The organism is Streptomyces sp. NPDC025721 (assembly GCF_055558595.1).
Window position 1 is genome coordinate 767671 of sequence record NZ_JBVHMF010000001.1, and the last position, 25955, is coordinate 793625.

20 protein-coding genes and 1 tRNA gene are annotated in these 25955 nt (G+C 72.1%); 8 read left to right on the top strand and 13 right to left on the bottom strand.

Annotated elements, in window-relative coordinates:
• Window positions 1-95: 95 nt before the first annotated feature.
• The 5 genes from pth to ACZ4EF_RS03400 all read right to left on the bottom strand — a co-directional run bounded on the left by pth (window position 96) and on the right by ACZ4EF_RS03400 (window position 4462).
• Window positions 96-689, bottom strand: a complete 594-nt coding sequence (pth, locus tag ACZ4EF_RS03380; RefSeq protein ID WP_355337992.1) for an aminoacyl-tRNA hydrolase — start codon at window positions 687-689, stop codon at window positions 96-98.
• A gap of 185 nt (window positions 690-874) precedes the next feature.
• Window positions 875-1480 (bottom strand): 50S ribosomal protein L25/general stress protein Ctc, encoded by a 606-nt coding sequence (locus tag ACZ4EF_RS03385; protein WP_355337995.1) that lies wholly within the window; start codon window positions 1478-1480, stop codon window positions 875-877.
• Window positions 1481-1700: 220 nt separating this feature from the next.
• Complete coding sequence (locus tag ACZ4EF_RS03390) at window positions 1701-2681, bottom strand: ribose-phosphate diphosphokinase (protein ID WP_355337998.1); 981 nt, start codon at window positions 2679-2681, stop codon at window positions 1701-1703.
• Between the two features lie 143 nt (window positions 2682-2824).
• Window positions 2825-4282 carry a bifunctional UDP-N-acetylglucosamine diphosphorylase/glucosamine-1-phosphate N-acetyltransferase GlmU gene (gene glmU / locus ACZ4EF_RS03395; RefSeq protein ID WP_391051663.1) on the bottom strand — a complete coding sequence of 486 codons (1458 nt, stop codon included), beginning with the start codon at window positions 4280-4282 and terminating at the stop codon, window positions 2825-2827.
• Between the two features lie 108 nt (window positions 4283-4390).
• Window positions 4391-4462: transfer RNA gene (locus tag ACZ4EF_RS03400), tRNA-Gln, on the bottom strand.
• 222 nt (window positions 4463-4684) lie between these two features.
• Between ACZ4EF_RS03400 and ACZ4EF_RS03405 the strand changes: the two genes are divergently transcribed.
• Together ACZ4EF_RS03405 and ACZ4EF_RS03410 are read left to right on the top strand one after the other, a co-directional pair.
• Window positions 4685-5677 (top strand): acyl-CoA desaturase, encoded by a 993-nt coding sequence (locus ACZ4EF_RS03405; RefSeq protein WP_391051661.1) that lies wholly within the window; start codon window positions 4685-4687, stop codon window positions 5675-5677.
• A 148-nt stretch (window positions 5678-5825) separates the two neighbouring features.
• Window positions 5826-6428: a TetR/AcrR family transcriptional regulator gene (locus ACZ4EF_RS03410; RefSeq protein ID WP_188282429.1), complete on the top strand. Its 603-nt coding sequence runs from the start codon at window positions 5826-5828 to the stop codon at window positions 6426-6428.
• A 122-nt stretch (window positions 6429-6550) separates the two neighbouring features.
• Here the strand turns inward: ACZ4EF_RS03410 and ppc are convergent, their stop codons facing one another.
• Complete coding sequence (gene ppc, locus ACZ4EF_RS03415; RefSeq protein ID WP_355338007.1) at window positions 6551-9286, bottom strand: phosphoenolpyruvate carboxylase; 2736 nt, start codon at window positions 9284-9286, stop codon at window positions 6551-6553.
• Between the two features lie 256 nt (window positions 9287-9542).
• Between ppc and ACZ4EF_RS03420 the strand changes: the two genes are divergently transcribed.
• Entirely contained in the window at window positions 9543-10886 is a 1344-nt protein-coding gene (locus tag ACZ4EF_RS03420) for a sensor histidine kinase (RefSeq protein ID WP_467502507.1), read from the top strand.
• Between the two features lie 257 nt (window positions 10887-11143).
• Here the strand turns inward: ACZ4EF_RS03420 and ACZ4EF_RS03425 are convergent, their stop codons facing one another.
• The 3 genes from ACZ4EF_RS03425 to ACZ4EF_RS03435 form a co-directional block, all read right to left on the bottom strand.
• The gene (locus ACZ4EF_RS03425) at window positions 11144-12106 is read right to left on the bottom strand and encodes a DivIVA domain-containing protein (protein WP_355338013.1); all 963 of its coding nucleotides are present in this window, start codon (window positions 12104-12106) and stop codon (window positions 11144-11146) included.
• Between the two features lie 190 nt (window positions 12107-12296).
• Window positions 12297-12941 carry an NADPH-dependent F420 reductase gene (locus tag ACZ4EF_RS03430; protein ID WP_467502509.1) on the bottom strand — a complete coding sequence of 215 codons (645 nt, stop codon included), beginning with the start codon at window positions 12939-12941 and terminating at the stop codon, window positions 12297-12299.
• A gap of 47 nt (window positions 12942-12988) precedes the next feature.
• Window positions 12989-13801 carry an inositol monophosphatase family protein gene (locus tag ACZ4EF_RS03435; RefSeq protein ID WP_467502511.1) on the bottom strand — a complete coding sequence of 271 codons (813 nt, stop codon included), beginning with the start codon at window positions 13799-13801 and terminating at the stop codon, window positions 12989-12991.
• 116 nt (window positions 13802-13917) lie between these two features.
• Here ACZ4EF_RS03435 and ACZ4EF_RS03440 point away from each other — a divergent pair, with 116 nt between their 5' ends.
• Window positions 13918-14829 carry a LysR family transcriptional regulator gene (locus ACZ4EF_RS03440; RefSeq protein WP_467502513.1) on the top strand — a complete coding sequence of 304 codons (912 nt, stop codon included), beginning with the start codon at window positions 13918-13920 and terminating at the stop codon, window positions 14827-14829.
• Window positions 14830-14943: 114 nt separating this feature from the next.
• On the opposite strand, the gene ACZ4EF_RS03445 is transcribed toward ACZ4EF_RS03440, so the two are convergent.
• The 4 genes from ACZ4EF_RS03445 to ACZ4EF_RS03460 all read right to left on the bottom strand — a co-directional run bounded on the left by ACZ4EF_RS03445 (window position 14944) and on the right by ACZ4EF_RS03460 (window position 20629).
• Window positions 14944-17661: an SUKH-4 family immunity protein gene (locus tag ACZ4EF_RS03445; protein ID WP_467502515.1), complete on the bottom strand. Its 2718-nt coding sequence runs from the start codon at window positions 17659-17661 to the stop codon at window positions 14944-14946.
• 8 nt (window positions 17662-17669) lie between these two features.
• On the bottom strand, window positions 17670-18683 hold the full coding sequence (locus ACZ4EF_RS03450; RefSeq protein WP_355346841.1) for an HNH endonuclease: 1014 nt from the start codon (window positions 18681-18683) through the stop codon (window positions 17670-17672).
• Between the two features lie 204 nt (window positions 18684-18887).
• A complete protein-coding gene (locus tag ACZ4EF_RS03455; protein ID WP_467502517.1) occupies window positions 18888-19691 on the bottom strand; it encodes a hypothetical protein in 804 nt (267 codons plus the stop codon).
• Between the two features lie 176 nt (window positions 19692-19867).
• The gene (locus ACZ4EF_RS03460) at window positions 19868-20629 is read right to left on the bottom strand and encodes a hypothetical protein (protein ID WP_355346847.1); all 762 of its coding nucleotides are present in this window, start codon (window positions 20627-20629) and stop codon (window positions 19868-19870) included.
• A 426-nt stretch (window positions 20630-21055) separates the two neighbouring features.
• On the opposite strand from ACZ4EF_RS03460, the gene ACZ4EF_RS03465 reads away from it, so the two are divergent.
• The 4 genes from ACZ4EF_RS03465 (at window position 21056) to ACZ4EF_RS03480 (ending at window position 25882) form a co-directional block, all read left to right on the top strand.
• Window positions 21056-21565, top strand: coding sequence for a YwqJ-related putative deaminase (locus tag ACZ4EF_RS03465; protein ID WP_467502519.1), 510 nt, complete (start codon window positions 21056-21058; stop codon window positions 21563-21565).
• Window positions 21562-22059 (top strand): SUKH-3 domain-containing protein, encoded by a 498-nt coding sequence (locus ACZ4EF_RS03470; RefSeq protein WP_355346853.1) that lies wholly within the window; start codon window positions 21562-21564, stop codon window positions 22057-22059. Before ACZ4EF_RS03465 ends, ACZ4EF_RS03470 begins: the two co-directional genes overlap by 4 nt.
• Before the next feature lie 470 nt (window positions 22060-22529).
• Window positions 22530-23318, top strand: a complete 789-nt coding sequence (locus ACZ4EF_RS03475) for an ABC transporter ATP-binding protein (RefSeq protein ID WP_467502521.1) — start codon at window positions 22530-22532, stop codon at window positions 23316-23318.
• A complete protein-coding gene (locus ACZ4EF_RS03480) occupies window positions 23315-25882 on the top strand; it encodes an ABC transporter permease (protein ID WP_467502523.1) in 2568 nt (855 codons plus the stop codon). Before ACZ4EF_RS03475 ends, ACZ4EF_RS03480 begins: the two co-directional genes overlap by 4 nt.
• Window positions 25883-25955 lie beyond the last annotated feature (73 nt).

Sequence of the window (25955 nt, forward strand, 5' to 3'; positions counted from 1 at the left end):
TTTGGCCATCGCATGCCGTCCGGTCAACCTCGGTACGCGCCCGCCCTCGACAAGGGTGAGCGCCGTGTCCGGCGGTTGACCGGTCGCGCGTCCGGTCAGGTGTTGTACGTGCTCTGCGCGCGCTCCAGGCCCTCGGTGATCAGCGCCTCGACCGCGTCCGCCGCCCGGTCCACGAACCAGTCCAGCTCCTTGCGCTCGGTGGACGAGAAGTCCTTGAGCACAAAGGCCGCCACGTCCATCCGGCCCGGCGGACGGCCGATCCCCGCGCGCACCCGCAGATAGTCGGGGCCCATCGACTTGGTCATCGACTTGAGGCCGTTGTGGCCGTTGTCGCCGCCGCCCAGCTTGAGCCGCAGCGTGCCGAAGTCGATGTCCAGCTCGTCGTGGACGGCGATGATCCGCTCGGTCGGCACCTTGTAGAAGTCGCGCAGCGCGGTCACCGGGCCGCCGGACAGATTCATGTACGACTGGGGCTTCGCCAGCACCACCCGCTGGTTCGCGGGACCGGGCGGGCCGATCCGGCCCTCCACGACCACGGCCTGCGCCTTCTGCGCGCGCTTGAACTTGCCGCCGACCCGCTGGGCGAGCAGATCGGCCACCATGAAGCCGATGTTGTGCCGGTTCCCCGCGTACTCGGGGCCCGGATTGCCGAGGCCCGCGACCAGCCAGGGCCCTGAGGTGTCACTCATCCACGTCTCCGACTCCGTGTCGCCGACTTCGTACCGGGAAAACGGCCGCCGCCGCACTCGGTGAGGGTGCGGCGGCGGCCGGGGTCACACGCGAGCACGTCAGCACGCGAGCGCGCGGGCACGTGAGCGTACGCACATGAGCACGTCAACACACGAGCGCGCGAGGACCGGGGGAGCGCGGGGGACTACGCCTCGGCGGCGGCGTCCTCGGTGCCCTCGGCGGCCTCGTCGCCCGCCTCGTCGGCGGCCTCGGCCTGGGCCGAGACGACCTGGATGACGACCGCGTCCTCGTCGATCGCCAGGGTGGAGCCCTTGGGCAGGGTGATGTCCTTGGCGAGGATGGAGGCGCCGGCCTCCAGGCCCTCGATGGAGACGGTGACCGCGGTCGGGATGTGGGTCGCCTCGGCCTCGACGGGCAGCGTGTTGAGCACGTGCTCCAGCAGGTTGCCGCCGACGGCCAGCTCGCCCTCGGTCTGCACCGGGATCTCGACGGTGACCTTCTCGCCGCTCTTCACGGACAGCAGGTCGACGTGCTCGATGGTGCCGCGCAGCGGGTCGCGCTGGACCGCCTTGGGGATGACCAGCGCGGTCTTGCCGTCGAGCTGGAGGGAGATCAGCACGTTCGCGGTGCGGAGCGCGAGCAGCAGCTCGTGGCCGGGGACGGTGACGTGCTGCGGGTCGGCGCCGTGACCGTAGATGACGGCGGGGACCTGGTGGGCGCGGCGCACGCGGCGGGCGGCGCCCTTGCCGAACTCGGTGCGCGGCTCTGCGGCGATCTTGACCTCGGCCATGATGCTCAACTCCTCGATACGGAAAACTCGGTACGCGAAAGGGGGGTCATACGGTCGCCCGACCCACGACGGGCCGTTCCACGACTCACCCCCGCTTGCGCGGAGACCGTTACGAGGAGCGCGCCGATAACGGAGGTCCGCCGGAAAAACCGGGGCCTCCCTCGCCGAGCAACGCGGACAGCGTAACCGGCGGGGAGGCCCCGGGAGAAATCGATCTAGCTCAGTGCTCGGAGTCCTCGAACAGGCTGGTGACCGAGCCGTCCTCGAACACCTCGCGCACCGCGTTGGCGATGGTCGGCGCCATGGACAGCACGGTGATCTTGTCGAGGTTCAGCTCGCGCGGGGTCGGCAGGGTGTCGGTGAGGATGAACTCGCTCACCCGGGAGTTCTTCAGCCGGTCCGCGGCGGGCCCGGAGAGCACACCGTGGGTGGCGGTCACGATGACGTCCTCGGCGCCGTTGGCGAACAGCGCGTCGGCGGCGGCGCAGATCGTACCGCCGGTGTCGATCATGTCGTCGACCAGGACGCAGACCCGGCCCTTGACGTCACCGACGACCTCGTGGACCTTCACCTGGTTGGCGACGTCGGGGTCGCGGCGCTTGTGGACGATGGCCAGCGGCGCGCCGAGCCGGTCGCACCAGCGGTCGGCGACCCGTACCCGGCCGGCGTCCGGGGAGACCACCGTGAGCTTGGCGCGGTCGACCTTGGCGCCCACGTAGTCCGCGAGCACCGGCAGGGCGAAGAGATGATCGACCGGGCCGTCGAAGAAGCCCTGGATCTGGTCGGTGTGCAGGTCGACCGTGAGGATGCGGTCGGCGCCCGCGGTCTTGAACAGGTCCGCCATCAGCCGGGCCGAGATCGGCTCACGGCCGCGGTGCTTCTTGTCCTGCCGGGCGTAGCCGTAGAAGGGCACGATCACGGTGATGCTCCGGGCGGAGGCCCGCTTGAGAGCATCGAGCATGATGAGCTGCTCCATGATCCACTTGTTGATGGGAGCGGTGTGGCTCTGGATGAGGAAGCAGTCCGCGCCGCGGGCCGACTCCTGGAACCGCACATAGATCTCGCCGTTGGCGAAGTCGAAAGCCTTGGTCGGCACCAGGCCGACTCCGAGACTGTGTGCCACCGCCTCCGCCAGATCGGGGTGGGCGCGGCCGGAGAAGAGCATCAGCTTCTTCTCACCGGTCGTCTTGATCCCGGTCACTGCACCGTCTCCTTGGAGTTTTCGACTGGTGTTCGGCACAGCGTCGCCTTCGGTTAGGCGTGCTGGCGGAATTGTGTGCAAGCCACACGGTACGCCCCAACCGGCGCATCTGTGCACCTCAAGAGGCCCGGATGAGACGTCCCTCACTCGCCCTGCGGCGTGTCTCCTCGTTGTGCGCGTTCGGCGGCCTCGGCGGCGGCGCTGCCGGGACGCTTGCGCGCCACCCAGCCCTCGATGTTGCGCTGCTGACCGCGGGCGACGGCCAGCGACCCCGCGGGAACGTCCTTGGTGATCACCGATCCGGCGGCGGTGTACGCGCCGTCCCCGACGGTGATCGGCGCCACGAACATGTTGTCGGAGCCGGTCTTGCAGTAGCTGCCGATGGTGGTGTGGTGCTTGGCCTCGCCGTCGTAGTTCACGAAGACGCTGGCGGCGCCGATGTTGGTGTACTCGCCGATCGTGGCGTCCCCCACATAGCTGAGGTGCGGCACCTTGGTGCCCTCGCCGATCGAGGCGTTCTTCATCTCCACGTACGTGCCCGCCTTGGCCTTCGGGCCGAGCTTGGCGCCGGGGCGCAGATACGCGTACGGGCCGACGGTCGCCTGCTCGCCGATCTCGGCCTGGTCGGCGACGGTGTTGGACACCCGCGCGCCGGGGCCGACCGCGGTGTCGGTGAGCGTGCAGTTGGGGCCGACCTCGGCGCCCGCGCCGACGCTGGTGGCGCCCAGGAGCTGGGTGTTGGGGTGCACCAGGCAGTCCTGCTCGAAGCGGACGTCGACGTCGACCCAGGTGGAGGCGGGGTCGACGACCGTGGCGCCGTCCAGCATGGCGCGGTGGAGCAGCCGGTCGTTGAGCACCCGGCGGGCCTCGGCGAGCTGCACCCGGTTGTTCACCCCGGCGATCTCGCGGTGGTCGGGGGCGACGTACGCGCCGACGCGGTGGCCGGCCTCGCGCAGGATGCCGAGGGTGTCGGTCAGATACTCCTCGCCCTGCGAGTTGTCCGTGGTGATCTTGCCGAGCGCGTCGGCGAGCAGGGCCGCGTCGAAGGCGTAGACCCCGGAGTTGATCTCGGCGATCGCCAGTTGGGCCGGTCCGGCGTCCTTCTGCTCGACGATCGCGGTGACCCGGTCGTCGGAGGAGCGGATGATCCGGCCGTAGCCGGTGGGGTCGGGCACCTTCGCGGTGAGGACCGTCACGGCGTTGCCGTCGCCCTCGTGCGCGCCGACCAGGGTGTGCAGGGTCTCGGCGGTGAGCAGCGGGGTGTCGCCGTAGGTGACCACCACGGTGCCGTCCAGGACGACGCCCTGCGCGGACAGCGCGTCCAGGCCGATCCTGACCGCGTGCCCGGTCCCGTTCTGCTCGTGCTGCACGGCGGTGAGCGCCTGCGGGTCGATGCCGTTGAGGTGCTCGGTGACCCGCTCGCGGGCGTGGCCCACGACCACCACGAGGTGCTGCGGCGCCAGTTCGCGGGAGGCGGCGACCACATGGCCGACGAGGGAACGGCCGCAGATGGGGTGGAGGACCTTCGGGGTGGCCGACTTCATGCGGGTGCCCTCACCCGCGGCGAGGACGACGACGGCAGCCGGACGGTTCGGGCTCACGTGAGGAGACTCCTCGGCTTCGGGTGCTGGACATCCGCAGGATACCGACGGGTTCCCGGATGGACGCCGGGCGGCCCCGGCCGGACCGGCCGGGGCCCCGGTGAGGTGCTCCGCCGCCAGGACTCGAACCCGGACATAAGGCACCAAAAGCCCCAGTGCTGCCAATTACACCACGGCGGATCAAGCCGCGCTTTCGACCCGTTGGCGAGCCGGGCGGGCTGGACTTCACCATCATGCCGTACGAGCCGGGGTGGACGCGACGTAGATCCGGGGTAGAGATCGCACGACGGGCCGCATGAAGTGGTTCTGTCGCTCGTCGTCGGCCGCTGCAATACTTACGGCGGCGTAAGTTACGGGCTTGACCGGCTGAAACCAGCCCCCTCAGATCCCCAAGGGACAGACATGACCACGCACACGGACGTGAGGCCCGAGTCCCGGGAACCCGGGCCCTCGGGACAGGAAGACGCGCTGAACAGCGCCACCCGCGGTGGTGAGAGCAAGCGGTCGATCGAGCAGATCGCGCTGCTGCTGTTCATCAGCATCCCCTTCGTGGCGCTGGTGGCGGCCATCCCGCTCGCCTGGGGCCGCGGCATGAGCTGGCTGGATCTCGGCCTCATGATCGGCATGTACTTCCTCGGCTGCCACGGCATCACCATCGGCTTCCACCGGCACTTCACCCACGGTTCGTTCAAGGCCAACCGCCCCCTGAAGATCGCGCTCGCCATCGCCGGATCGATGGCCGTCGAGGGCCCGATCGTGCGCTGGGTGGCCGACCACCGCAGGCACCACAAGTTCAGCGACGCCGAGGGCGACCCGCACAGCCCGTGGCGGTACGGCGAGACGCTGCCCGCGCTGATGAAGGGCCTGTGGTGGGCCCACATGGGGTGGCTGTTCGACGAGGAGCAGACCTCGCAGGCGAAGTACGCGCCCGACCTGATCAAGGACTCCGCGATCCGCCGCATCTCGCGCGACTTCTGGCTGTGGACCGTGATCTCGTTGGCCATCCCGCCGGTGGTCGGCGGCCTCGTCACCATGTCGTGGTACGGCGCGTTCACCGCGTTCTTCTGGGGATCGCTCGTTCGGGTGGCGTTGCTGCACCACGTCACCTGGTCGATCAACTCGATCTGCCACGCGGTCGGCAAGCGCCCCTTCAAGTCCCGTGACCGCTCCGGCAACGTGTGGTGGCTGGCGGTGCTGTCCTGCGGCGAGTCCTGGCACAATCTGCACCACGCCGACCCCACCTCCGCCCGGCACGGTGTGCTGCGCGGCCAGGTCGACTCCAGCGCCCGGATCATCCGCTGGTGCGAACAGCTCGGCTGGGCCACCGACGTCCGCTGGCCGAGCGCGGACCGTATCGCGGCCCGCCGTAAGGAAAACATCAGTGAAGCGGCATGATTGACGCGTGAGCGACGGCAGCGGATCGAACGGCGACGGCGGAAGCGGCAGGGCCTCGGGTACGGATTCGGGTGCTAAGTCGGGCTCACGTCCGGCCACGGCCTCAGGCGTGGCGGGACCCACCGCCCGGCGCGCCCGCCGGGTCCGTATGACCGGCAAGGAACGGCGCGAGCAGCTTCTCGACATCGGCCGCACGCTCTTCGCCGAACGCGGCTTCGAGGGCACCTCGGTCGAGGAGATCGCCCACAAGGCGGGCGTCTCCAAGCCGGTGGTGTACGAGCACTTCGGCGGCAAGGAAGGGCTCTACGCCGTCGTCGTCGACCGTGAGATGCGCCGGTTGCTCGACATGGTGACCGGCGCCCTCACCGGCGGCCACCCCAGGGAGCTGCTGGAACAGGCCGCCTTCGCGCTGCTGGACTACATCGAGCAGTACACCGACGGTTTCCGCATCCTGGTGCGCGATTCACCCGTCGCCCAGTCCACCGGCACCTTCGCCTCGCTGATCAGCGACATCGCCACCCAGGTCGAGGACATCCTCGGCCACGAGTTCAAGCGCCGCGGCTTCGACCCCAAGCTCGCCCCGATGTACGCGCAGGCGCTGGTCGGCATGGTGGCACTCACCGGCCAGTGGTGGCTGGACGCGCAGAAGCCGAAGAAGGCCGAGGTCGTCGCCCACCTGGTGAACCTCTCCTGGAACGGCCTGGCGGGCATAGAGCCCAAGCCGCGGCTGATCGGCCACCGCAAGAACTGAGGCGGCCGACGACGTACAGGCGCATAGGCGCACAGACGTACAGGCATACAGACGTACAGGCGTACAGAAGAAGGCGCCCGGCGGACCGATCATCGGTCCGCCGGGCGCCTTTCTCCTATCGCTCAGCCGGTGTTGCGCAGCCCCGCCGCCACACCGTTCACCGTCAGCAGCAGCGCGCGCGACAGCAGCGGGTCGGGGCTCTCGCCCCGCTCCGCCGCCGCCCGCTGCCGGGCCAGCAGCGTCACCTGGAGATACGAGATCGGGTCCAGGTACTGGTCACGGATGTGGAAGGTCTGCGCCAGCAGCGGGCTGCCCGCCAGCAGCTCGGACTCCCCGGTGATCCGCAGCACCTCGCTGACCGTCAGCGCGTGCTCCGCCTCGATCGTGGCGAAGACGTGCTTGAGCTCGTCGGGCACCAGGGTGTCCACGTAGTGCCGGGCGATCCGCAGATCGGTCTTGGCCAGGGTCATCTCGACGTTGGACAGGAAGTTGCGGAAGAAGTGCCACTGTCCGAACGCCTCGTCTATCACCGGGCCGAGCCCCGCCTCGCGGGCGGCCTTCAGACCGGCGCCGACCCCGAACCAGCCGGGGACGATCTGCCGGGACTGCGTCCAGCCGAACACCCACGGGATGGCCCGCAGACCGTCCAGGCCCGCACCGGAGTCCGGGCGGCGCGAGGGACGCGACCCCAGGTGCAGCTCGCCGAGCTGGTCGACGGGCGTGGAGGCGAAGAAGTACGGCGGCAGGTCCGGGTCCTCGACCAGCTTGCGGTACGCGTCGTGGGCCGCCTCGGAGACGATGTCCATCGCCGCGTCCCAGCGCGACAGCGCCTCGTCGGACTGCCGGGGCGCGGTGTGCAGCGCGGACGCCTGGAGCGTGGCGGCGACCGTCAGTTCCAGGTTCTCCCGGGCCAGCGACGGGATCAGGTACTTGTCCGAGATCACCTCGCCCTGCTCGGTCACCTTGATCTCGCCCTCCAGGGTGCCCCAGGGCTGGGCGAGGATCGCGGTGTGCGAGGGGCCGCCGCCGCGGCCGACGGTGCCGCCGCGGCCGTGGAACAGCCGCAGCCGCACCCCGTGCCGGTGCGCGACGTCACGCAGCCGCCGCTGCGCCCGGTGGATCTCCCACTGCGAGGTGGTGATGCCGCCGAACTTCGACGAGTCGCTGTAGCCGAGCATGACCTCCTGCACGTCACCGCGGAGCGACACCAGCCGCCGGTAGGACGGGTCGGACAGCATCTCGTCCAGGAGCTGGTCGGCGATCTTCAGCTCGTCGGTGGTCTCCAGCAGCGGCACGATGCCGATCTTGGCGATCCCGGCGTGCAGGTCGATCAGCCCGGCCTCGCGCGCCAGCACCGCCGCCGCGAAGACGTCGTCCGAGCCCAGGCACATCGAGATGATGTACGACTCCACGACCTCCGGACCGAACCGCTCGAACGCCTCCCGGATGGTGTGGAACACCCCGAGCGTCTTGGCGCCCGCCTCGTCCAGCGGGGCGGGCGTCGGCGCCAGCGGGCGGCGCGAGCGCAGCTCCTTGGCCAGCAGCTTGCGCCGGTAGTCGCGCGGCATGTCCGCGTACCGCCAGGACTCCTCGCCGAGCCGGTCGAAGAGCTGCCCCAGCGCGTGGTGGTGCGCCTCGGCGTGCTCGCGCACGTCCATGGTCGCGAGCTGGAGACCGAAGGCGGACAGGGTCCGGATCGTACGGTCCAGGCGGCCGTCGGCGATCAGGCCGCCGCGGTGGACGCGCAGCGAGTCCTGGATGAGCTGGAGGTCGTGCAGCAGACCGCCGGTGCCCAGGTAGTCGCGGCCGGGGACGTGCGGGGTGCCGCCGGCCAGCCGCTCGCGGGTGTTGACGAGCTTCTGCCGGATGCAGGTCGCCTTCAGCCGGTACGGCTCCTCGGCGTTCAGCCGCTTGTAGCGCGGGCTGATCTCGGGCAGCGCCACCAGGTCCGTGGCGAGCGAGTCCAGCAGGTCGGTGCTCGCGCCGCAGTTGCGGATCGAGTTGGACAGCGCGCCGCGCAGCACGTCCACCAGGTCGAGCGCGTCGGTGATGCCGTGCTCGTGCTGGAGGATCAGCACGTCCCAGGTGACCTGCGGGGTCACATTGGGGTTGCCGTCGCGGTCGCCGCCGATCCAGGTGCCGAAGGTCAGCGGGCGGGTCCCCGCGGGCAGCGGCAGGCCGACCCGCTCCAGCTCGGCCGCCAGGTCCTCCAGGACGTCGCCGACCGCGCCCGCGTGCAGTTCGTCCAGGTAGTAGATGGCGTTGCGCGCCTCGTCGGCGGGCTCAGGGCGCACCACCCGCAGCTCGTCGGTCTGCCACAGCAGGTCGATGTTCTCCGCGAGCCGCAGGTCCGCGCGGCGCCGGTCGCCCGTGCCCTGCCCGGTGGTGTCGTCCAGCAGCTCCGCGATCCTGCGCAGCTTGTTCAGCACACTGCGCCGCGCGGCCTCGGTGGGGTGCGCGGTGAACACCGGCCGCACGTTCAGATTCCGTACGGTCTCGCGTACGTGCTCGGGGTCGCCGTCCTTCAGCAGGTCGGCGGTCTGGGCGAGCAGGCCGCCCTCCTGCGCGCGGCGCTCGCGCAGGTCCCGGCCGCGGTGCACCTGCTCGGTGACGTTGGCCAGATGGAAGTAGGTGGAGAAGGCGCGTACCAGCTTGGCGGCGGTCTCCAGGTCGGTGTCGCCGAGAAGCGTGGCGGCTGCCTCGCCGTCGGTGCGGGTCAGGGCACGTACCCGCTCGACGAGATCGAGGAGTTCCTGGCCTTCCTGTCTTACCAGCGTGCCGCCGAGCAGTTCTCCCAGGCGGCGGATGTCGGCTCGCAGGGCGGTACTGCTCTCCGGGGCGGTGTCGGCGCTGCTCACAGGTGCGGCTCCTTGTGCAGTGGAAGTGGACGACGGCATACAAGGCGTAGGGAAAGACGTGGCTGCGGACCGCGCTGTCCGACCGCTCCAGGATAGGTGGCCGCCTCCGCGGCGAGACGGCCCGCCCATCTGGCGGACACGGCACCCGGTCGCGCTTACCCCTGGAGACCCTTACCGGTCCCGCCGGCCGATACCGCGCCGATACGGGGCTGACACGGCCGCCACGCCGCCTCGGGCACCGCCTAGTCTGGACGCCATGAGTACGACGGGGGCGCACGTACCGGACGACGGGGCTGGAGGACGGCCCGGGTCCGGCTGGTGGTGGTGGACGCGGCGGCGCGGCTTCCTCCTGGACCTGGCGCTGGCCGTGGCCTCGGCCGTGGAGTGCGCCTTCGAGGGCGTGACCTTCGCCCACAAGACCGGGGTGACACCCGCGGTGGCGGCGCTGATCGGGCTGCTCGCGGGCGGCACCCTGCTGCTGCGCCGCCGCTGGCCGATCGCCGTGGTCCTGGTGGGCATCGCCCTGAGCCCGGCCGAGCTGGGCTTCCTGCTGTCGGTGGTCGGCCTCTACTCCCTGACCGTCTCCGAGGTGCCGCGCCGGATCACCGCCGCGCTCGCCGCCATGAACGGCCTCGGCACCTTCCTGGTCTCCTTCATCCGCCTCCACGACAGCCTGCGCAACGCGGACGACAACCGCTCGATGTCCCTGCCGATCGTCCTGAGCACCTCACTCCTGCTCGCCCTCGGCCTCACCGCCCCGCCGGTCCTGCTCGGTCTGTACGTACGGGCCAGGCGCCGGCTGGTGGAGAGCCTGCGGGAGCGGGCCGACGGCCTGGAACGCGAGCTGGAACTCCTCGCGGAGAAGGCGGCCGAGCGCGCCGAGCGGGCCCGCGCCGAGGAGCGGACCCGGATCGCCCGCGACATGCACGACGTGGTGGCCCACCGGGTGAGCCTGATGGTCGTCCACGCGGCGGCCCTCAAGGCCGTCGCCCTCAAGGACCCGGCCAAGGCGTCCAGCACCGCGGAGCTGCTCGGCGACATGGGGCGCGAGGCGCTGACCGAACTGCGCCAGATGCTCGGGGTGCTGCGTACGGCGGCGCCCGAGCGGGCGCCCGCGCCCGCGCCGCGGCTTCCCGCGCCGCGGGTTCTTGAGCCCGAGCCGGATACGGATACGGATACGGAGCCGGAGCCGGAGCCCGAGGGGCCCTGCATCGACCAGCTCGGCGAACTCGTCGAGCAGTCCCAGGCCGCCGGGATGACCGTCGAGTTCACCGTCGAGGGCGAGGAGCGGCCCTGCGGCGCCCGCGTCGAACAGACCGTCTACCGCGTGGTGCAGGAAGCGCTCACCAACGTCCACAAGCACGCCGGGGGCGCCAGGGCCCATGTCCGGCTCGCCTACCGCGAGCTCGAGATCGCCGTCCTCGTTCTCAACGGGCCCTCCGACGGCACCCCGGCCACGCCGCTTCCCAGCGGGGGGCACGGGCTGGTCGGCATGAAGGAACGTGTCACCACCCACGGCGGGGGCTTCGCCGCGGGCCCCACCCCCGACGGCGGTTTCCGCGTCTCCGCCTTGTTGCCCCTGGCAGCCCGCCCGATCTGACGCCCGCCTGGCGCCGGACGGTAAGCCGCTCTTCGGGGGCGGGGCCCTGCGCGGTTCTTCTCCCAAGGCGGCTGGCCGATCCTTGAGGGGCGCGGGGAACTGCGCGCTCAGCCACCGACGGTGGCGCGGCCATTGGCCACCGGCCCCAGCGGGGCAGACGCGGTTGTTCCCGGGCTGACAGCCCGGTGGGGGCTGGCCGCGCAGTTCCCCGCGCCCCTAAAAACACGGCCCTGCGCAATGGCAGCGCGCCCTGGAGGTCAGGCCGGGTCGGACGGGTCGGCTTGTTCGGGGAGGCCGGGGGCGCCCGGTGCTTCGGGGTGGTCCGGCCCGGAGGGCGGGAGGTGGCGGCCGGTCAGGGAGGCGAGGGTGGCCCGTACGTGCGCGAGATGCGCGCGAATCTCGTCGCGGTGCTGCTCGTGCTCGCGCAGCGAGCGCTCGCTCTCGCGGCGGGTGCGCTCCTCGTGCATGCGCGCCTGGGCGAGCAGTTCGGACGCCCGCTCCTCGGCCTCCTGCTGCTGCACCCGCAGGGCCTCCTCGGCGTCGGCACGCTCCTGGTGCGCCTCGTGGAGGCGCCGTTCGGCGTCGCCGAGGAGATCGGCGAGCCTGCTGTCGACCCCGGCCTCGCGCTCGGCGAGCTCGTGTTCGAGGGTGTCGAGCCGTTCGCGGCGCTCCTTGTCGACCTCGGCCAGGGTCCGGCCGACGTCCTGCCGCATGGCGTCCAGGGCGCGGCCCGCCTCGCCGCGTACGGCCTCGGCTTCCGCGCGGGCCTGGCCGAGGATCTCGGAGGCGCGTCCGCACGCCTCGTCCAGGAGCCGTTCCGCCTGCTCCTCGGCGGCGGCGAGCCGGGCGGAGGCGGCGGCGCGGGCCTCGTCCTGGAGGGTGCGGCGGGCGGTCTCCGCGGTGTCGCGCGCGTGCTGCGCCTCGGCCTCGGCGCGGTCGCGTACGGCGGCGGCCTCCTCCTCGACCAGCCGCAGCAACTCCTGGGCGCCGTCGCCGAGCGCGTCGAACGAGGTGGCGCCGAGCGCTTCGACCTGGTGCCGCAACGAGGCGCACTCGGCGTCCATCTCGTTGGCGAGCACCGTCAGCCGGGCGGCCCGCTCCCAGGCGGCGTCCCGGTCCTCCGACAACTCGTCGAGGAAACGGTCGACCTGTTCCGGCCGATAGCCGCGTCCGCGCGCGGTGTCGATGTTGCGGGCTGACGATGCGGTGTTGCTGCTCATGCCCTGCCCCTCGCCGTCGGCCGTTCCGTCCTGCCTATTTTTGGCTTATGTCCGAATTGTACGGGCTGCGACACTCCGACCTGTCTCCTACCCATCCACTCCCTTCCCGATGGCCCCGAACGCAGACGGGCCGGGTGAAGAAGGGAAGTGCCCTTCGTCACCCGGCTCTTCGCCGCGTGCGGGGTGGGGGTCAGCGCGCGAGGGAGACGGCGAACGGCGTGAAGCCGTTCCGGCGCAGGACGTGGGGCACGACCAGGATCATGGCCTCGGCGGCGCGGGCGGTGCGAATGCCGCCGAGGTCCTCGATCCATGCGGGCCGCCAGCCCAGGTCGGCGAGCAGACCGGTGACGGTCTTCTTCGCGTCCTCGTCGTCCCCCGACACATAGGCGGTCGGCGGGGTGGCCAGGATCTCGGGAGCGGTCATGACCATGAACAGCATGGTGTTGAGGGTCTTGACCACACGGGTGTCGGGGAGTGCGGCCTGGAGGTGCTCGGCGAGGCTGCTGCCGGGGTAGCACAGGTCGCCGGGCAGCCCGTCCTCGGCATCGCGGGTGGCGTTGGAGACATCGACGAGGATCTTCCCGGAGAGTTCGGCGCGCAGGCCGGTGAGGCGTTCCAGCGAACTGTCGCCGGGCGTCGCGTTGATCACGATGTCCGCGCCGCGGGCGGCGGTGGGCTGGTCGGCGAAGGCGACCGTCGGGGCGGCCCCGGCGGCGCGGGCGGCGGTCTCCACCGGGGTCCGGCCGCCGAGGGTGACCTGGTGTCCCGCGGCGGAGAGCTTGTTGGCGAGGTGGGTCCCGACGCGGCCCGCGCCCAGGATGCCGATGGTGGTCATGAAGTGATGCTCCTTGCGGTGTCGAGCGGGTAAGGGCGGGCGTCCGGTCAGACGATCGGCGACAGGACCTCGCGGGCGGCGGCGTGGACGCCGGGGGCCGCGGCCAGGAAGTCGCGACTGCGGGTGCTCCAGGGCTCGCCCGCCAGGTCGGTGACGGTGCCTCCGGCCTCGGAGACCAGCAGGGCGCCGGCGACCAGTCCCGAGCGGACGTCGGAGAACTGCCAGAAGGCGTCCATCCGTCCGGCGGCTACGTGGATGAGCTGCATCGTGGCGGGCACGGACACGCGTACGACCAGGCCGTTGACGAGCATGGCGGTGACGGAGTCGCCGATCCGCCGGAAGGTGCGCTCGTCCTCGCCGGGCCTGGCCTGACCGGTGCCGATGAGCGAGGCGGCCAGACCGGTCTTGGCGGACACCGACAGGGGCCGGTCGTTGAGGCGGGCGCCGCCGCCGGCCACCGCGGTGTACGTGTCACCGGTCAGCGGCAGGTGGACGACGGTGAGCACCGGCTGGTTGTCGCGGACCAGGGTGGCGGTGACGGCCCAGTCGTCCATGCCGTGCACGTGGTTGATGTTGCCCTCGGCGGGGTCGACCACCCACCACTCCCCGGGCGGGAGCGCGCCGCCCGCCAACTCGTCCTCGGCCCACCGCGATCCCGGCCGGGCCCGCAGCAGCGGTTCGCGCAGCACGCTCAGCACCGCGTCGTCGTTGGCGTGGATCTCCGCGACGACCTCGTCCAGGCTCACGCCGCGGGCGTGCGTGGTGTGGCGGTCGCGCAACGTGCGACCGGCGGTCCGCACCGCGGCCGTCACGTCGGACAGGAGGGTCGTGCCGGCGGAGAAAGGCATGGCTGTGCTCATGGGGGGCTCCCTGGTGTCGATGGCCGCGGGGCGGTTCTTCTCGCGCCCGCACTTCGACGGTAGGTCGCCCGTGGATTAACAACAAGTGCATGCTTTTCACTTGTAGATTTACTGTCATGCAACTGGATCTGAACCTGCTCACGGCCCTGGACGCGCTGCTGGAGGAGGGGAGCGTCACCGGCGCCGCGGCCCGCCTCCATGTGACCGCGCCTGCGATGAGCCGGTCCCTGGGCCGTATCCGCAAGGTCACCGGTGACCAGATCCTGGTCCGCGCCGGGCGCGGCATGCTCCCCACCCCTCGCGCGCTGGCCATGCGCGCCGAAGTCCACGCCCTCGTGCAGCAGGCCCACCGCCTGCTGTCCGCGCGGCAGAGCCTCGACCTGGCGGCTCTGGACCGGGTCTTCACCGTGCGCTGGCACGACGCGCTGACCGCGGCCTGCGGCACCGCCCTGACCACGGCCGTCCGCGAGCAGGCGCCCGGCGCCCGGCTGCGGCTGTCCGCCGAACCCGGCACGGACACGCCCGAGTCGCACCGGGGCGAGGTCGACCTCGAATCCAGCTCCGGCCGGTCGGCGCTTCCCGACATCCGCCACCGCCTCGTCGGCAGGGACCGGCTGGTCGTCGCCGTCCGGCCCGGCCACCCGCTGGCCGAGGGCCCGTTGAGCCCCGAGCGTTACGCGGCGGCGGAACACCTCACCGTTTCCCGGCGCGGAAGCCTGCGCGACTCGGTCGACGACGCCCTGGCGGCGCACGGCCTCGAACGGCGCGTCGCCGCCGCCGGGCCCACCGCCGCCTTCGCACTGCGGCTGGTCCTCGACACCGACCTCGTGGTCACCGTGCCCGACGCGGTCACCCGCGAGGCCAGGGACCACCTCGGCCTGCTCACCCTGCCGACGCCGCTCCCGCTGCCCGACGTCCCCTTGTACCTGCTGTGGCACCAGCGGTACGACGAGGACCGCGCCCACATCTGGCTGCGCGACCTGGCCACCGAAACCGTCCAGGCGCTGTTCGCACCGCCGAGCGCTTGACCGGCCCGCCTGAACGGCACAGCGGACGGCCCCGCCGCGGCGGGGCCGTTCCCTGACGCCTCTGCTACGACCCGGCGGGACGGAACTTCTGTCGGCCGGGCCCTGGCGGGGCCGTTACAGCAGTCCGTCCCACATCTGCTCGATGAGGACCGACCACCAGTGGTCGGGCGAGGCGATGGCCGCCGGGTCCTGCGCGGCGAGCTGCGCCTGGAAGTCCACCGTCCAGCGGCCCGCCTGATCGGGCGTCAGCCCGATCCGCAGCCGCCACATCCGGCCCAGCAGCGCCAGGCAGCGGGCGAATTCCGGCAGGCTCGAATTGACGAACTGCGGCGGCGCGGGCTGTCCGCCCGGACCGGCCTCCAACGGCACCGCCACGATGTGCGCGGTGCCGTACTGCACACAGAGCTGACGGCCGAAGTCATTGCCCATCACCAGATACGAGCCCGCGTCCGACGCCGCCTGCACGCCGCGCTGCTGGGCCAGCTCCGCCAGCGTCGGCACCGGCTGACCCGGCTGGGCCTGCGCCCAGAAGAACGGGCCGAAGTCCACCGGCAGCCCGGCCCACACCAGGGTCTGCGCCACGATGTCGGGCACGCCCTGCCGGGACACCGCCCGCTGGTCGAAGCGGAACAGGCCCTGCGGCCCGAAGGCCGACGCCAGTTCCTGCCCGATCACGTCGAGCGGCACCGGCGGCACCCGCAGCACACTGTGCGGGTCGGGCATCGGCACCCGCTGCGGCTGCGGGCGCGCGGGCGCGCCCGCCACCTGGTGCAGCTCGCCCTGGTGCGTCAGCAGATGCTGGACGCCCTGCTGGCGGCTGGCGTGGTCCCTGCCGTACGGCGCGGTGTGGCTGATCCGCACCTGCGGCCAGGTCTCGCGGATCATCCGCGTGCAGTAACCGCCGGGCAGGTCGCACGACTCCAGCTCGGTGTGCAGTTCGAGCACCTGCTCGGGCCGCACGCCCATCGAGCGCAGCTCGTGCAGGATCTGCCACTCCGGGTGCGGAGTGCCGGGCGCCGAACGCCGGATGAGCTGCTGCTCGCTGCCGTCCTGGCCGCGGTAGCGGAGCACCGCCATGTAGCCGGGTCCGACCGTGGGCACCGCCGTCGGCTGCGGGTAGCCGTAGCCGGGCGGCGGGGGCGGGGCCATGCCGCCGCCACCGGGCGGGGGCGGCGGACCCATGGGCGCGCCGCCGGGACCCGCGAGCATCGTGGCCGCGTAGTGCGGGTCGTTGCCGCCGGGCCGGCCGGGCGCGCCGGGGCCCGCGCCGGGCGCCTGGGGTCCGGGCGGCCCCGAAGGCCCCGCCAGCATCGTGGCCGCGTAGTGCGGGTCGTTGTTCCCCGCGGGCGGCGGGGGCGGCGACATGCCGGGGCCGGGCGGCGGCGGGGGCGGTCCCGTCGGACCGGTGGGGCCGGGAGGTCCGGGCGGGCCGCCGGGGCCCGCGAGCATGGTCGCCGCGTAGTGCGGGTCGTTGCCGCCGGGGTGACCGGCGCCGGGCGGCGGCGGTCCCTGCGGTCCCTGCGGGCTCTGACCACCCGGCGGATTCTGCGGTACGAGCTGCGTCGGGAGGTAACCGCCCGCAGGAGCGGCGGCTCCCGGCGGGGGCGGCGGCGCGTCCGGGCTGCGGACCGGACCGCCCGAGGGCGGCGGCACATGGCCGCGGGCGGCCTTCGCCGTCTCCAGGTCGGCGATGTCGGCGGCACCGCGACCGGGGCCACCGGGCGGAGGCACGGATCCGGCGCCGAGGCCGCCGGGCGGCGGCAGCGGCACCGCGGGTCCGCCGGGCGGCGGGAATTCCGAACCCCCCACGGTGTGCGGCACGCCGGGCCTGGCGGGCGGCACGGGAGCCTGCGGCTCCACGGGCGGGGCGATCCGGGTCTTGGGCAACCCGCTGCCGCTCGGCAGCAGTTCGGTGCGGGCCTGCTCGGCCTCGGGGTCCTGCGCGAGGTCCACCTGGTCGGAGCCGCTGATCGGCGGCGCGAAGACGGTCGCGGGCACCGGGACCGACTGGCCCTCGCCGCTGTCGCTGGTCGTCTTGCCCGCCCAACTGCCGCCGGGCACGGCCGGTTCCGCGGGCGCCGCGGGCGCCGCGGGCGCGTCGGCCGCCGGGGCCGGGCGCCGGTAGTCGATCCCGCCGGACGCGGCCGGTGCGACGGGAGCGCTGTCAGCGGGCGCGGGGGAGGGCGTCGAGGCGCCGGAGGAGGCGGGCCGCCGGTAGTCGATCCCGCCGGAGCCGGAGCCGGAGCCGGAGCCGGGCGCGGAGCCCGTACCGTCGCCCGGTCCCGAGGCGGGTCCCGAGGCCGCCGCCAGGCCGTACCCGCCGTCGGCGTCGGCCGCCGGGGCACGGTCGGCCGGGGCGCCGTCGGACCCGGGGGCGGCGGCGTGCCACGCGGGAGCGTCGGCGCCCGCGCCCGCGGCGATACCGGCACCGTTGGTCCGGCTCGACCGGCGGTTGTCGGGGATGCCCATCTTGTCGGCCGCGTCCTGGAGCCACTGCGGCGGGCTCAACAGGAAGGACGTGGCCTCCAGGTCGATGCGTTGCGGCGGGTCGGGCACCGCGTCGTTCGGCACCGGGCCGTACTCCTCCTCGTAACGCCTGATGAGTTCGCCGACGGGCAGGCCGGGCCACAAGGTGGCCTCGCCGCTGTCCTTGGCTATGACGACGCGGACGTCGCCGCCGTCGCCCGCGGACGGGCCGCCCTCGCGCGGCTCCGACCAGACGACGAAGCCGAGGTCGAATTCGCGGACCCGGATCTCCCGGGCCTCGTACGCGGGGACGTCGCCGTTGATCCAGCGCTCCGCCCGCTCCTGGGCCTGCGCGAAAGTGACCATGTCCGGCCTCATCCCTCCACCGGGACGGCGCTGGCGAAGCCCCCGTCCACCATCAGGTTCGCGACGGTCTCCAATTCCGGCGGATTGCCCGCGAGCCGGAGCAGGAACGCGTCGAGTGACTCACCGCAGGGCAGCAGCAGTTCGGCGACCCGGTCGGCGGGGGCGGCCCAGCGGTCGCCGTCGCGGACGTCGTCGTACGCGCAGAACCAGACCGAGCCGGTCCGCTCGCCCTTGACCTTGACCGCGAGCAGGCCGCCCTGGAGGTAGGAGATCGCCAGAAAGTCCTTGGTCAGGTGGTCGCGCAGGCACTTGTTCACGTACACCAGGTCGTTGACCGCGGCGTCGTCGCGGACGGTGAAGAACGGCTGGTCGATCAGCAGGCCGAGGTCCGGGTCGAGCGCGACGCCGCTCGGGGCACAGCCGCCCGCCGCCTTCAGGAAGGTGCGGTAGCCGCCGGGCAGCCGGTAGCCCAGCTCCTCCTCGACGTCACGGACCTGCGACTCGGTGACCGCGACCGGGTCCTTCGGCAGTCCGAAGTGCACCGGGCGGGTCTCCTGGAGCGGCCGGGTGCCGCGCTTGGCGTGGTCGGCGGAGGAGGCGGCGAGGCCCCCGTGGTGCCGCAGCAGCGCCTTGACCTCGACCGGGATCAGCTCCATCCGGCGGGTCCCGATGACGTGGTGCCAGGTCCAGCCGTGCGGGGTCGCGACGGGGGAGAGGCTGCCCCACAGCTCGTGGCCCGAGGCGTGCAGCGCCGCGTTCGCCGACACGTAGTCGGTCAGCCGCAGCTCGTCTATCCCGAAGCCCTCAGGGGGCTCGGCGATCTCCGCCACCGCCCGCGCGTACGGCGCGAAGTCCGGGATCCCGTTGTCGTCCACCCAGACACCCTGGGGATGGCGGGCGGCGCGTACCGGGTCGGGAAAATGCACGACCTGTCCGGCGTAGGCCGCGTTCGGCGGCGGCACGATACGTCCCCCGGCCCGCGGACCGGGAGGTGCGCCCAGCCCTTGCCGACCTGTCGTCATGGCGGTTGCCCCCTGCTGCGTCTGGCTGATGACCACAGCCTAGGGCCTCACCACCAGGGCAGAGCCAGGGCCTGTGGATAACTTGCCTGATCCGCCTGCCGCCGGGCCCGCGTCGGCAGCCGCCGATTCCGCGCCGACTCCGCCTCGACTCCGCGTCTGCGGCTGTCGGCCCCCGCGTCGGCCCCGCGTCGGCCCCCGCCGGGCTCAGTCGCCGGTCGCCGCCGCCCGCAGCTTCTCCGCCTGCTTCAGCGCGATCGCCGCCCGCAGCGTCGCCGTCTTGTGGTCGGCGCGCACCGTCTCGTACGCGGCGGTGGCGCCGCCAGACCTGACCACGGTGACCAGGACGACGCCCGCCGCGCCCCGCGCGGTGTCGGCGATCGTGTACGCCACCTCCTGGTCGCCCAGCGCGGGCCGGCCCGCGGGCGGCGCCACCGGCCGGACGGTGTAGGAGGTGACCCCGCCGTCGCGGGTGGCCTTGAAGCCGCGGCAGGTCTTCAGCGCCGTGGTCAGCTCGTCCAGCACGGTCTCGGCGGTGCCGGGAGCGTAGGAGGCGATCACCTCCAGGCTGATCGCCTTCGCGTTCTTGTCCTTGTCCGCGGTGTCGGTGACCATCGCGCCGGTGTACACCTGCCGCGTGTGCTTGGGCCGGCTGCTCCACTGGTCGGCGACCGGCTGGCAGGCCGCGTTGTCGACCGTCGTGGCCGGACCGAGGAGCTGCGTCTTGCTGCCCGCGGGCAGCACCTGGACGTGGGGGACGTCGGAGGACGTGAGCAGCGCGGAGGTGAGCCTGGCCGTCGACACCGCGCCGGACGCGCGGACCGGGCCCGGCTCCTTCTTCGCCTTGTCGTCGCCGCCCCCGCCGCCCCCGCAGGCCGCGGTGAGCGCGAGCACCGGCACCAGGGCGGCGGCCGCCAGTACGGCGGTCCGCGTGTGCGGGCCGCCGCGTCGCAGGTCAGCGGCCGACTCCCGGCTACCGGTCAGTAGGCGACTGCGTGCACGTATCGGCATCTGGTGTTCCCCTGTGTTGTGTCCGTCCCCGGGATCGCACGGGCGACGGTCCGTTGCCGCGCGACTTTACGGCACCAGGGGCGCGATTTCGCCTGTGGGGCCGCTCACAAAGAGGTGCGCGAAAGCGGCCCCGGGGTGTGCCCCGAGACGGTCCCCGCAGGCCCTTCAGCGGACGGTCACTTCGCCTGCGCCGCCTTCAGCTTCTCGCTCTGCTTGCGCGCGACGTCGATGGGCAGGGTGCCCGCGCCGCCCGCCGACTTCACCGACAGGTACGCGGTGATGGTGTCGCCGGTCCGCACCACGCTCACCAGGGCCGCGCCGGACTTCTTGTCCGCGGTGTCGGCCATCACATAGGAGACGGCCTCGTCGCCGGTCGGCACCGCGGGGCCCTTGGCGATGGTGAACGGCGTCTTGGTGCCGGTGTTGTCCGTCGCGGTGAAGCTCTTGCAGGTGCCCAGCGCCGTCTTCACCGACTCGATGACCTTCTCGGCGTCACCGGGCGCGTGACTGGCGACCAGCATCTGGTTGATCGCGTCGGGGGTGGCGCTCGACGTCGTCTTCGCGAAGGCCGCGCCGACGAACGCCTTGCGCGGGATCTTCGGCTTGCTGCTGGTGATGTCGGCGAGCGGCTGGCACGCGGGCTTGTCCGCGGTGAGCGTGGAGGTGTCGGCGGAGTCGTCGGTCTGCGAGACCTGGATCGTCCAGCCGGGCACGTCGGCCTCGGCGATCAGCGCCTTGGTGAGCTGAGCCTTGGTGAGCGCCGAGCCGTCCGACGGACTGTCGGCGCCGCTCGTCGGAGCGGAGGCCGAGGCGGAGCCCGTGGCCTTGCCGCCCTTGCCGTCGGCGTCCTTGGAGCCGTCGGACGAGCCGGAGCAGGCCGCGGCGAGGACGAGGGCGGGGAGCACGGCGGCGGCCAGGCGGAGCCGGGTCTTGCGCATGGGGGGTCACGTTCCCTGATCGGCGGCAGCGGGTCCGCGGGCGCGGACCGACTGCCGATACTCCCGCCATGTCGGGCGCGCGTCCATGCCGCGCCGAAGCTGTGTCGCGGCTGTGCGTGCCTGACGCCCCCGCGGTGCGCGCCCCCGCCGCCGACATGTGTTCGGGTAGCGCCGGCCGGGGACCGGCCGTCACCCTGCGTCGACCGTCCGCGCCCGTACGACGATCGCCCGCGACCGTATGGCGGCCGGTTTTGTGCACATGCTGTGCCCGTGCTGCCGACGCTCCGTCACACGACGGTGACATGGCCCACACGCGATGGGCGCGGTGCCGCGTCCGGCTTCCCGTCGCATGGCCTGTTTGGCACTCTGAACGACATACGGGGGATCGCCCGCCCAGGCGGGCGGATGGAGGGACGCACACAGATCATGACAAGTCAGACCCAGGCGGCGGGGGCCGCCGATCCGCGCTTGAGCTGGAGCGGTTCGGACGATCCGGTGAGCCCGCCGGTGCTGCGGCACCGCAGGGACGGCATCATGCCCGCGGTCGCCGCCGCGCTGCTGATCCGCGACGACGTGCTGACCTGCACCGGTGCCAAAGGTGAGCAACCGCCCGTACTGCACCCGATCGTTCAGGACTTCCTGGACGCGCTGCCGGTCGCGCAGCGGGAACGGTTCGCCGGGCGCTGTCCCGAACCGGTGCTCATTTCACGCCACTTGACGGCAGTCGAGGCAAACCGGGGCAAGCGTGCGTCCCGCAAGCCGCTCACCCAGGGTGAGGCCCGCAAGGCGCTGCGCGGGGCGAAGCTCACCTCGCGGCGCATCCGGGAGGACGGCGACCCGACGCACGGCGCGTACGCCCCGCCCTGCCGCTCGTGCGCGCCGCTGCTGTCGCACCTGGGGGTCAAGCCGGTGGATCCGGCGGCCGAAGGAGTATGAGCATCCCGATGGCGGGCACCACCCGTTTCCCGGTCGGCGTCGACGCCGCGCTGCGCGCCGCGGGCTGGCGGCCGGGGCGCTGGGACATCAAGCAGGCCGAGTTCTGGGCGGACCGGCTGCGGGCGTACGAGTCGCCGGGCGGCCACCGGCACGCCGTCTTCCCCGCCGCGGTCGAGGCGTGGGCGGAGTTCGGCGGCCTGCTGATCCCCGGCGCCTCGGGTCCCGGCCGGCAGATCGCCCCCACGGCCATCGCCGTCGACCCGCTGCGCGGCCTGCACCTGGCGCGGACCTTCGGCGATCTCGGCCGCGCCCTGGAGACCGACATCAGCCCGCTCGGCGAGGAGCCCGCGTCCGGCGCGCTGCTCGCGATCGACGCCGAGGGCCGCGTCTACACCGTCGACCACACCGGCGACTGGTACGTGGGCCCCGACATCGACCGCGCGCTGACCGCCCTGATCGGCGGCGTACGCCCGGTGCGCCTCACGATGCACTGACCTTCGCCCGGTTGAGCCGCGAAGCACTGACCTTCGCCGGGTTGAGCCGCGATGCACTGACCTTCGCCGGGTTGAGCCGCGAAAGACCGGCTCACGGCGTACCCGTCCACGACGGACCGACCGCGTCCGCGGCCGTGGACGCGGGTGTCCCCCCGGCCATGACGACCCCTCAACTCCCGTACGTGTAAAGGACACCTTCGCGTGGTCGCGGCGACGTCCCCGACACGGGGATGAGCCTCAGGTAGCAGACCCCTAGGGGGAGGTACCTACTTTTGGTGGCCATCGGTTCGTACCGGCGGATGACGATCCCGGGCCGTCCGTTCCATACGGTCATGAGGCGGGGTGGGGATAGCCCCACCCACAAGACGGAGACCTCCCCCATCGTGCCGGGGGACGCCGCTCCGACAAGCTGAGCACACCGGCTCAACAGGGCCTGGTCAGGGCCCGCATCGACCTCACAGGAGATTCACGTGACAACGGCAGTGACGATTCCCAAGTCCGGGGGCAGCGGAGAGCGTCCGGCCGTTGCCGCAGCAGGCCGAGCGGTGACGAAGGCGTACGGCAGCGGCGAGACGCGCGTCCTGGCGCTCGACGCGGTGGACGTCGACATCGCGCGCGGCCGGTTCACCGCGATCATGGGCCCCTCGGGCTCCGGCAAGTCCACGCTGATGCACTGCCTGGCCGGGCTGGACACCGTGTCCGAGGGCCGGATCTGGATCGGCGACACCGAGATCACCACCCTCAAGGACAAGAAGCTCACCCAGCTCCGCCGGGACAAGATCGGCTTCATCTTCCAGTCCTTCAACCTGCTGCCGACGCTCAACGCGGTGGAGAACATCACGCTGCCCATGGACATCGCGGGCCGCAAGGTGGACCGCGACTGGTTCGACCGGGTGGTGGAGACCGTCGGTCTCGCCGGGCGCCTCAAGCACCGCCCCACGCAGCTCTCCGGCGGCCAGCAGCAGCGCGTCGCGGTCGCCCGCGCCCTCGCCGCCCGCCCCGAGATCATCTTCGGTGACGAGCCGACCGGAAACCTCGACTCCCGCGCCGGCGCCGAAGTCCTCGGCTTCCTGCGCAAGTCGGTGGACGAGCTGGGCCAGACCATCGTGATGGTCACCCACGACCCGGTCGCCGCCTCCTACTCCGACCGCGTGCTGTACCTGGCGGACGGCCGGATCGTCGACGAGATGCAGAACCCGACCGCCGACGGCGTCCTGGAGCGCATGAAGTCCTTCGACGGTCGCGGGAGGACCTCGTGACCGTCCTGAAGACATCGGTGCGCAACTTCCTCGCGCACAAGGGACGCATGGCGCTGTCCGCCGTCGCCGTCCTGCTCTCGGTGGCGTTCGTGTGCGGCACGCTCGTGTTCACCGACACCATGACCGCCACCTTCGACAAGCTCTTCGGCTCCACCGCCTCCGACGTCACCATCAGCGCCAAGAAGGTCGACGACGCGCAGGAGACCGGGCGGCCCGACACCGTGCCCGCCTCGCTCCAGCAGACCCTGCTCAAGGTGCCGGGCGTCGCCAAGTCCTACCCCGACGTCACCAGCGACCAGGTGACGGTCGCCGACGCGAACAACAAGAGCATCAGCCCGACCAGCGGCGCCCCGACCATCGTCAGCAACTGGGACCCGACCGAGACCAAGGCCGTCGAGCTGTCCTCGGGCAACACCCCGCGCGGGCCCACCGACGCGGTGATCGACGCCGACACCGCCGACAAGCACCACCTGAAGATCGGCGACACGCTGCGGGTCATCGCCGCGCCCGGCGACTTCCACGTCACGATCTCCGGCATCGTCACCTTCAAGACCACCAACCCCGGCGCGGCCGTCATCTACATCGAGACCGCCACCGCCCAGGCCAAGCTGCTCGGTGACAGCCACGCGTACACCGGCTACGGCCTGACCGCGGCCAAGGGCGTCACCGACGACCGCCTCAAGGCGGACGTCACGACGGCCATCGGCGCGGGCAAGTACACCGTCGACACCGCCGCCGAGACCAAGAAGAAGGACAAGGACGACGTCGGCAGCTTCCTGAACTTCATGAAGTACGCGATGCTCGGCTTCGCGGGCATCTCGGTCCTGGTCGGCATCTTCCTGATCGTCAACACCTTCTCCATGCTGGTCGCCCAGCGCACCCGCGAGATCGGCCTGATGCGGGCCCTCGGCTCCAGCCGCAAGCAGGTCAACCGGTCGGTGCTGGTCGAGGCGGTGCTGCTCGGCGTCGTCGGCTCGCTGCTCGGCATCGGCGGCGGCATCGGCCTGGCCATCGCCCTGATGAAGCTCATGGGCCAGGCGGGCATGAAGCTCGACACCTCCGAGCTGACCATCAAGGCCACCACCCCGATCGTCGGCCTGGCCATCGGCGTCATCGTCACCGTGATCTCCGCCTACATCCCGGCCCGCAGGGCCGGACGGATCTCCCCGATGGCCGCGCTGCGCGACGCGGGCACCCCCACCGACGCGAAGTCCGGCCGGATCCGCGCCGCGATCGGCGTCCTGGTCTGCGCGATCGGCGCCGTGGCGCTGGTCGGCGCGGGACAGTCGGACAAGGCGTCCTCCGGCGGCGGACTGCTGGGCCTGGGCGTGCTGTTCAGCCTGGTCGGCTTCGTGATCATCGGCCCGCTGCTGGCCGGTGTGATCGTACGGGCGGTCAGCGCGGTCATCCTGCGGTTCTTCGGACCGATGGGCCGCCTCGCGGAGCGCAACGCGCTGCGCAACCCGCGCCGTACCGGTGCCACCGCCTCCGCGCTGATGATCGGCCTCGCGCTGGTCGCCGGCATGTCGGTGGTCGGCTCGTCCATGGTGGCCTCCGCCGACGACCAGCTCGACAAGTCGGTCGGCGCGGACTTCATCCTCCAGCCCGACGGCGGCCAGCCGCTGACCCCCGCCCTGGTCGCGGCGATCAAGTCGGCCTCCCACATGGAGCACTTCACCGAGTACGCGGGCGTCAACGCCAAGGTCACGCTGCCCGACGGCAAGACGGTCACCAAGCAGTTCAGCGCGGTCAGCCCGACCTACGCCGACGACCTGCGGCTCAAGACGGTCAAGGGCGATCTGAAGGACGCGTACGCGAAGAACGGCATGTCCGTCAACGAGGCGTACGCCAAGGACCACCACATCAAGATCGGTGACGAGCTGCCGGTGACGATGATCGGCGGCACGCCGACCAAGCTCCGCGTCAACGTCATCACCAGCGACGACACCACGGTCGACCACGGCGCCTGGTACACCAACCTGGCCACCGCCAAGCAGTACCTCCCGGCGGACAAGCAGCCGCTCGACCAGATCATGTTCGCCAAGGCCGTCGACGGCCAGGCCAAGGAGGCGGGCGCCTCGCTCACCGCGGCCGTCAAGGACTACCCGCAGCTCAAGGTCCGCGACCAGTCCGACTTCAAGGACCTCATCCACAAGCAGGTCAACCAGCTCCTGTACATGATCTACGGGCTGCTCGGCCTCGCGATCATCGTCGCCATCCTGGGCGTGGTGAACACCCTCGCCCTGTCGGTGGTCGAGCGCACCCGGGAGATCGGCCTGATGCGGGCGATCGGCACCTCCCGGCGCCAGCTGCGCCGGATGATCCGCCTCGAATCGGTGGTCATCGCGCTCTTCGGCGCGCTGGTCGGCCTCGGTCTCGGCCTGGGCTGGGGCACCACGGGACAGAAGGTGCTGGCCTCCCAGGGGCTCGGCGTCCTCCAGATCCCGTGGACGACGATCATCCTGGTCTTCATCGGCTCCGCGGTCGTCGGCCTGCTGGCCGCGCTGCTCCCGGCCTTCCGGGCCGGGCGGATGAACGTACTGAACGCGATCGCCACGGACTGACGCCGCCGGTCGCACCGGCCGGTGGCGCAGGTCACCACAGACGCGGCCCCGGAAGCGCAACCCCCCGCGCTCC

What these genes read in the sequence shown, in the direction of transcription:
- pth (WP_355337992.1), bottom strand. Translation starts at nt 689, where the DNA reads ATGAGTGACACCTCAGGGCCCTGGCTGGTCGCGGGCCTCGGCAATCCG.
- ACZ4EF_RS03385 (WP_355337995.1), bottom strand. Translation starts at nt 1,480, where the DNA reads ATGGCCGAGGTCAAGATCGCCGCAGAGCCGCGCACCGAGTTCGGCAAG.
- ACZ4EF_RS03405 (WP_391051661.1), top strand. Translation starts at nt 4,685, where the DNA reads ATGACCACGCACACGGACGTGAGGCCCGAGTCCCGGGAACCCGGGCCC.
- ACZ4EF_RS03410 (WP_188282429.1), top strand. Translation starts at nt 5,826, where the DNA reads ATGACCGGCAAGGAACGGCGCGAGCAGCTTCTCGACATCGGCCGCACG.
- ACZ4EF_RS03420 (WP_467502507.1), top strand. Translation starts at nt 9,543, where the DNA reads ATGAGTACGACGGGGGCGCACGTACCGGACGACGGGGCTGGAGGACGG.
- ACZ4EF_RS03425 (WP_355338013.1), bottom strand. Translation starts at nt 12,106, where the DNA reads ATGAGCAGCAACACCGCATCGTCAGCCCGCAACATCGACACCGCGCGC.
- ACZ4EF_RS03430 (WP_467502509.1), bottom strand. Translation starts at nt 12,941, where the DNA reads ATGACCACCATCGGCATCCTGGGCGCGGGCCGCGTCGGGACCCACCTC.
- ACZ4EF_RS03435 (WP_467502511.1), bottom strand. Translation starts at nt 13,801, where the DNA reads ATGAGCACAGCCATGCCTTTCTCCGCCGGCACGACCCTCCTGTCCGAC.
- ACZ4EF_RS03440 (WP_467502513.1), top strand. Translation starts at nt 13,918, where the DNA reads ATGCAACTGGATCTGAACCTGCTCACGGCCCTGGACGCGCTGCTGGAG.
- ACZ4EF_RS03445 (WP_467502515.1), bottom strand. Translation starts at nt 17,661, where the DNA reads ATGGTCACTTTCGCGCAGGCCCAGGAGCGGGCGGAGCGCTGGATCAAC.
- ACZ4EF_RS03450 (WP_355346841.1), bottom strand. Translation starts at nt 18,683, where the DNA reads ATGACGACAGGTCGGCAAGGGCTGGGCGCACCTCCCGGTCCGCGGGCC.
- ACZ4EF_RS03455 (WP_467502517.1), bottom strand. Translation starts at nt 19,691, where the DNA reads ATGCCGATACGTGCACGCAGTCGCCTACTGACCGGTAGCCGGGAGTCG.
- ACZ4EF_RS03460 (WP_355346847.1), bottom strand. Translation starts at nt 20,629, where the DNA reads ATGCGCAAGACCCGGCTCCGCCTGGCCGCCGCCGTGCTCCCCGCCCTC.
- ACZ4EF_RS03465 (WP_467502519.1), top strand. Translation starts at nt 21,056, where the DNA reads ATGACAAGTCAGACCCAGGCGGCGGGGGCCGCCGATCCGCGCTTGAGC.
- ACZ4EF_RS03470 (WP_355346853.1), top strand. Translation starts at nt 21,562, where the DNA reads ATGAGCATCCCGATGGCGGGCACCACCCGTTTCCCGGTCGGCGTCGAC.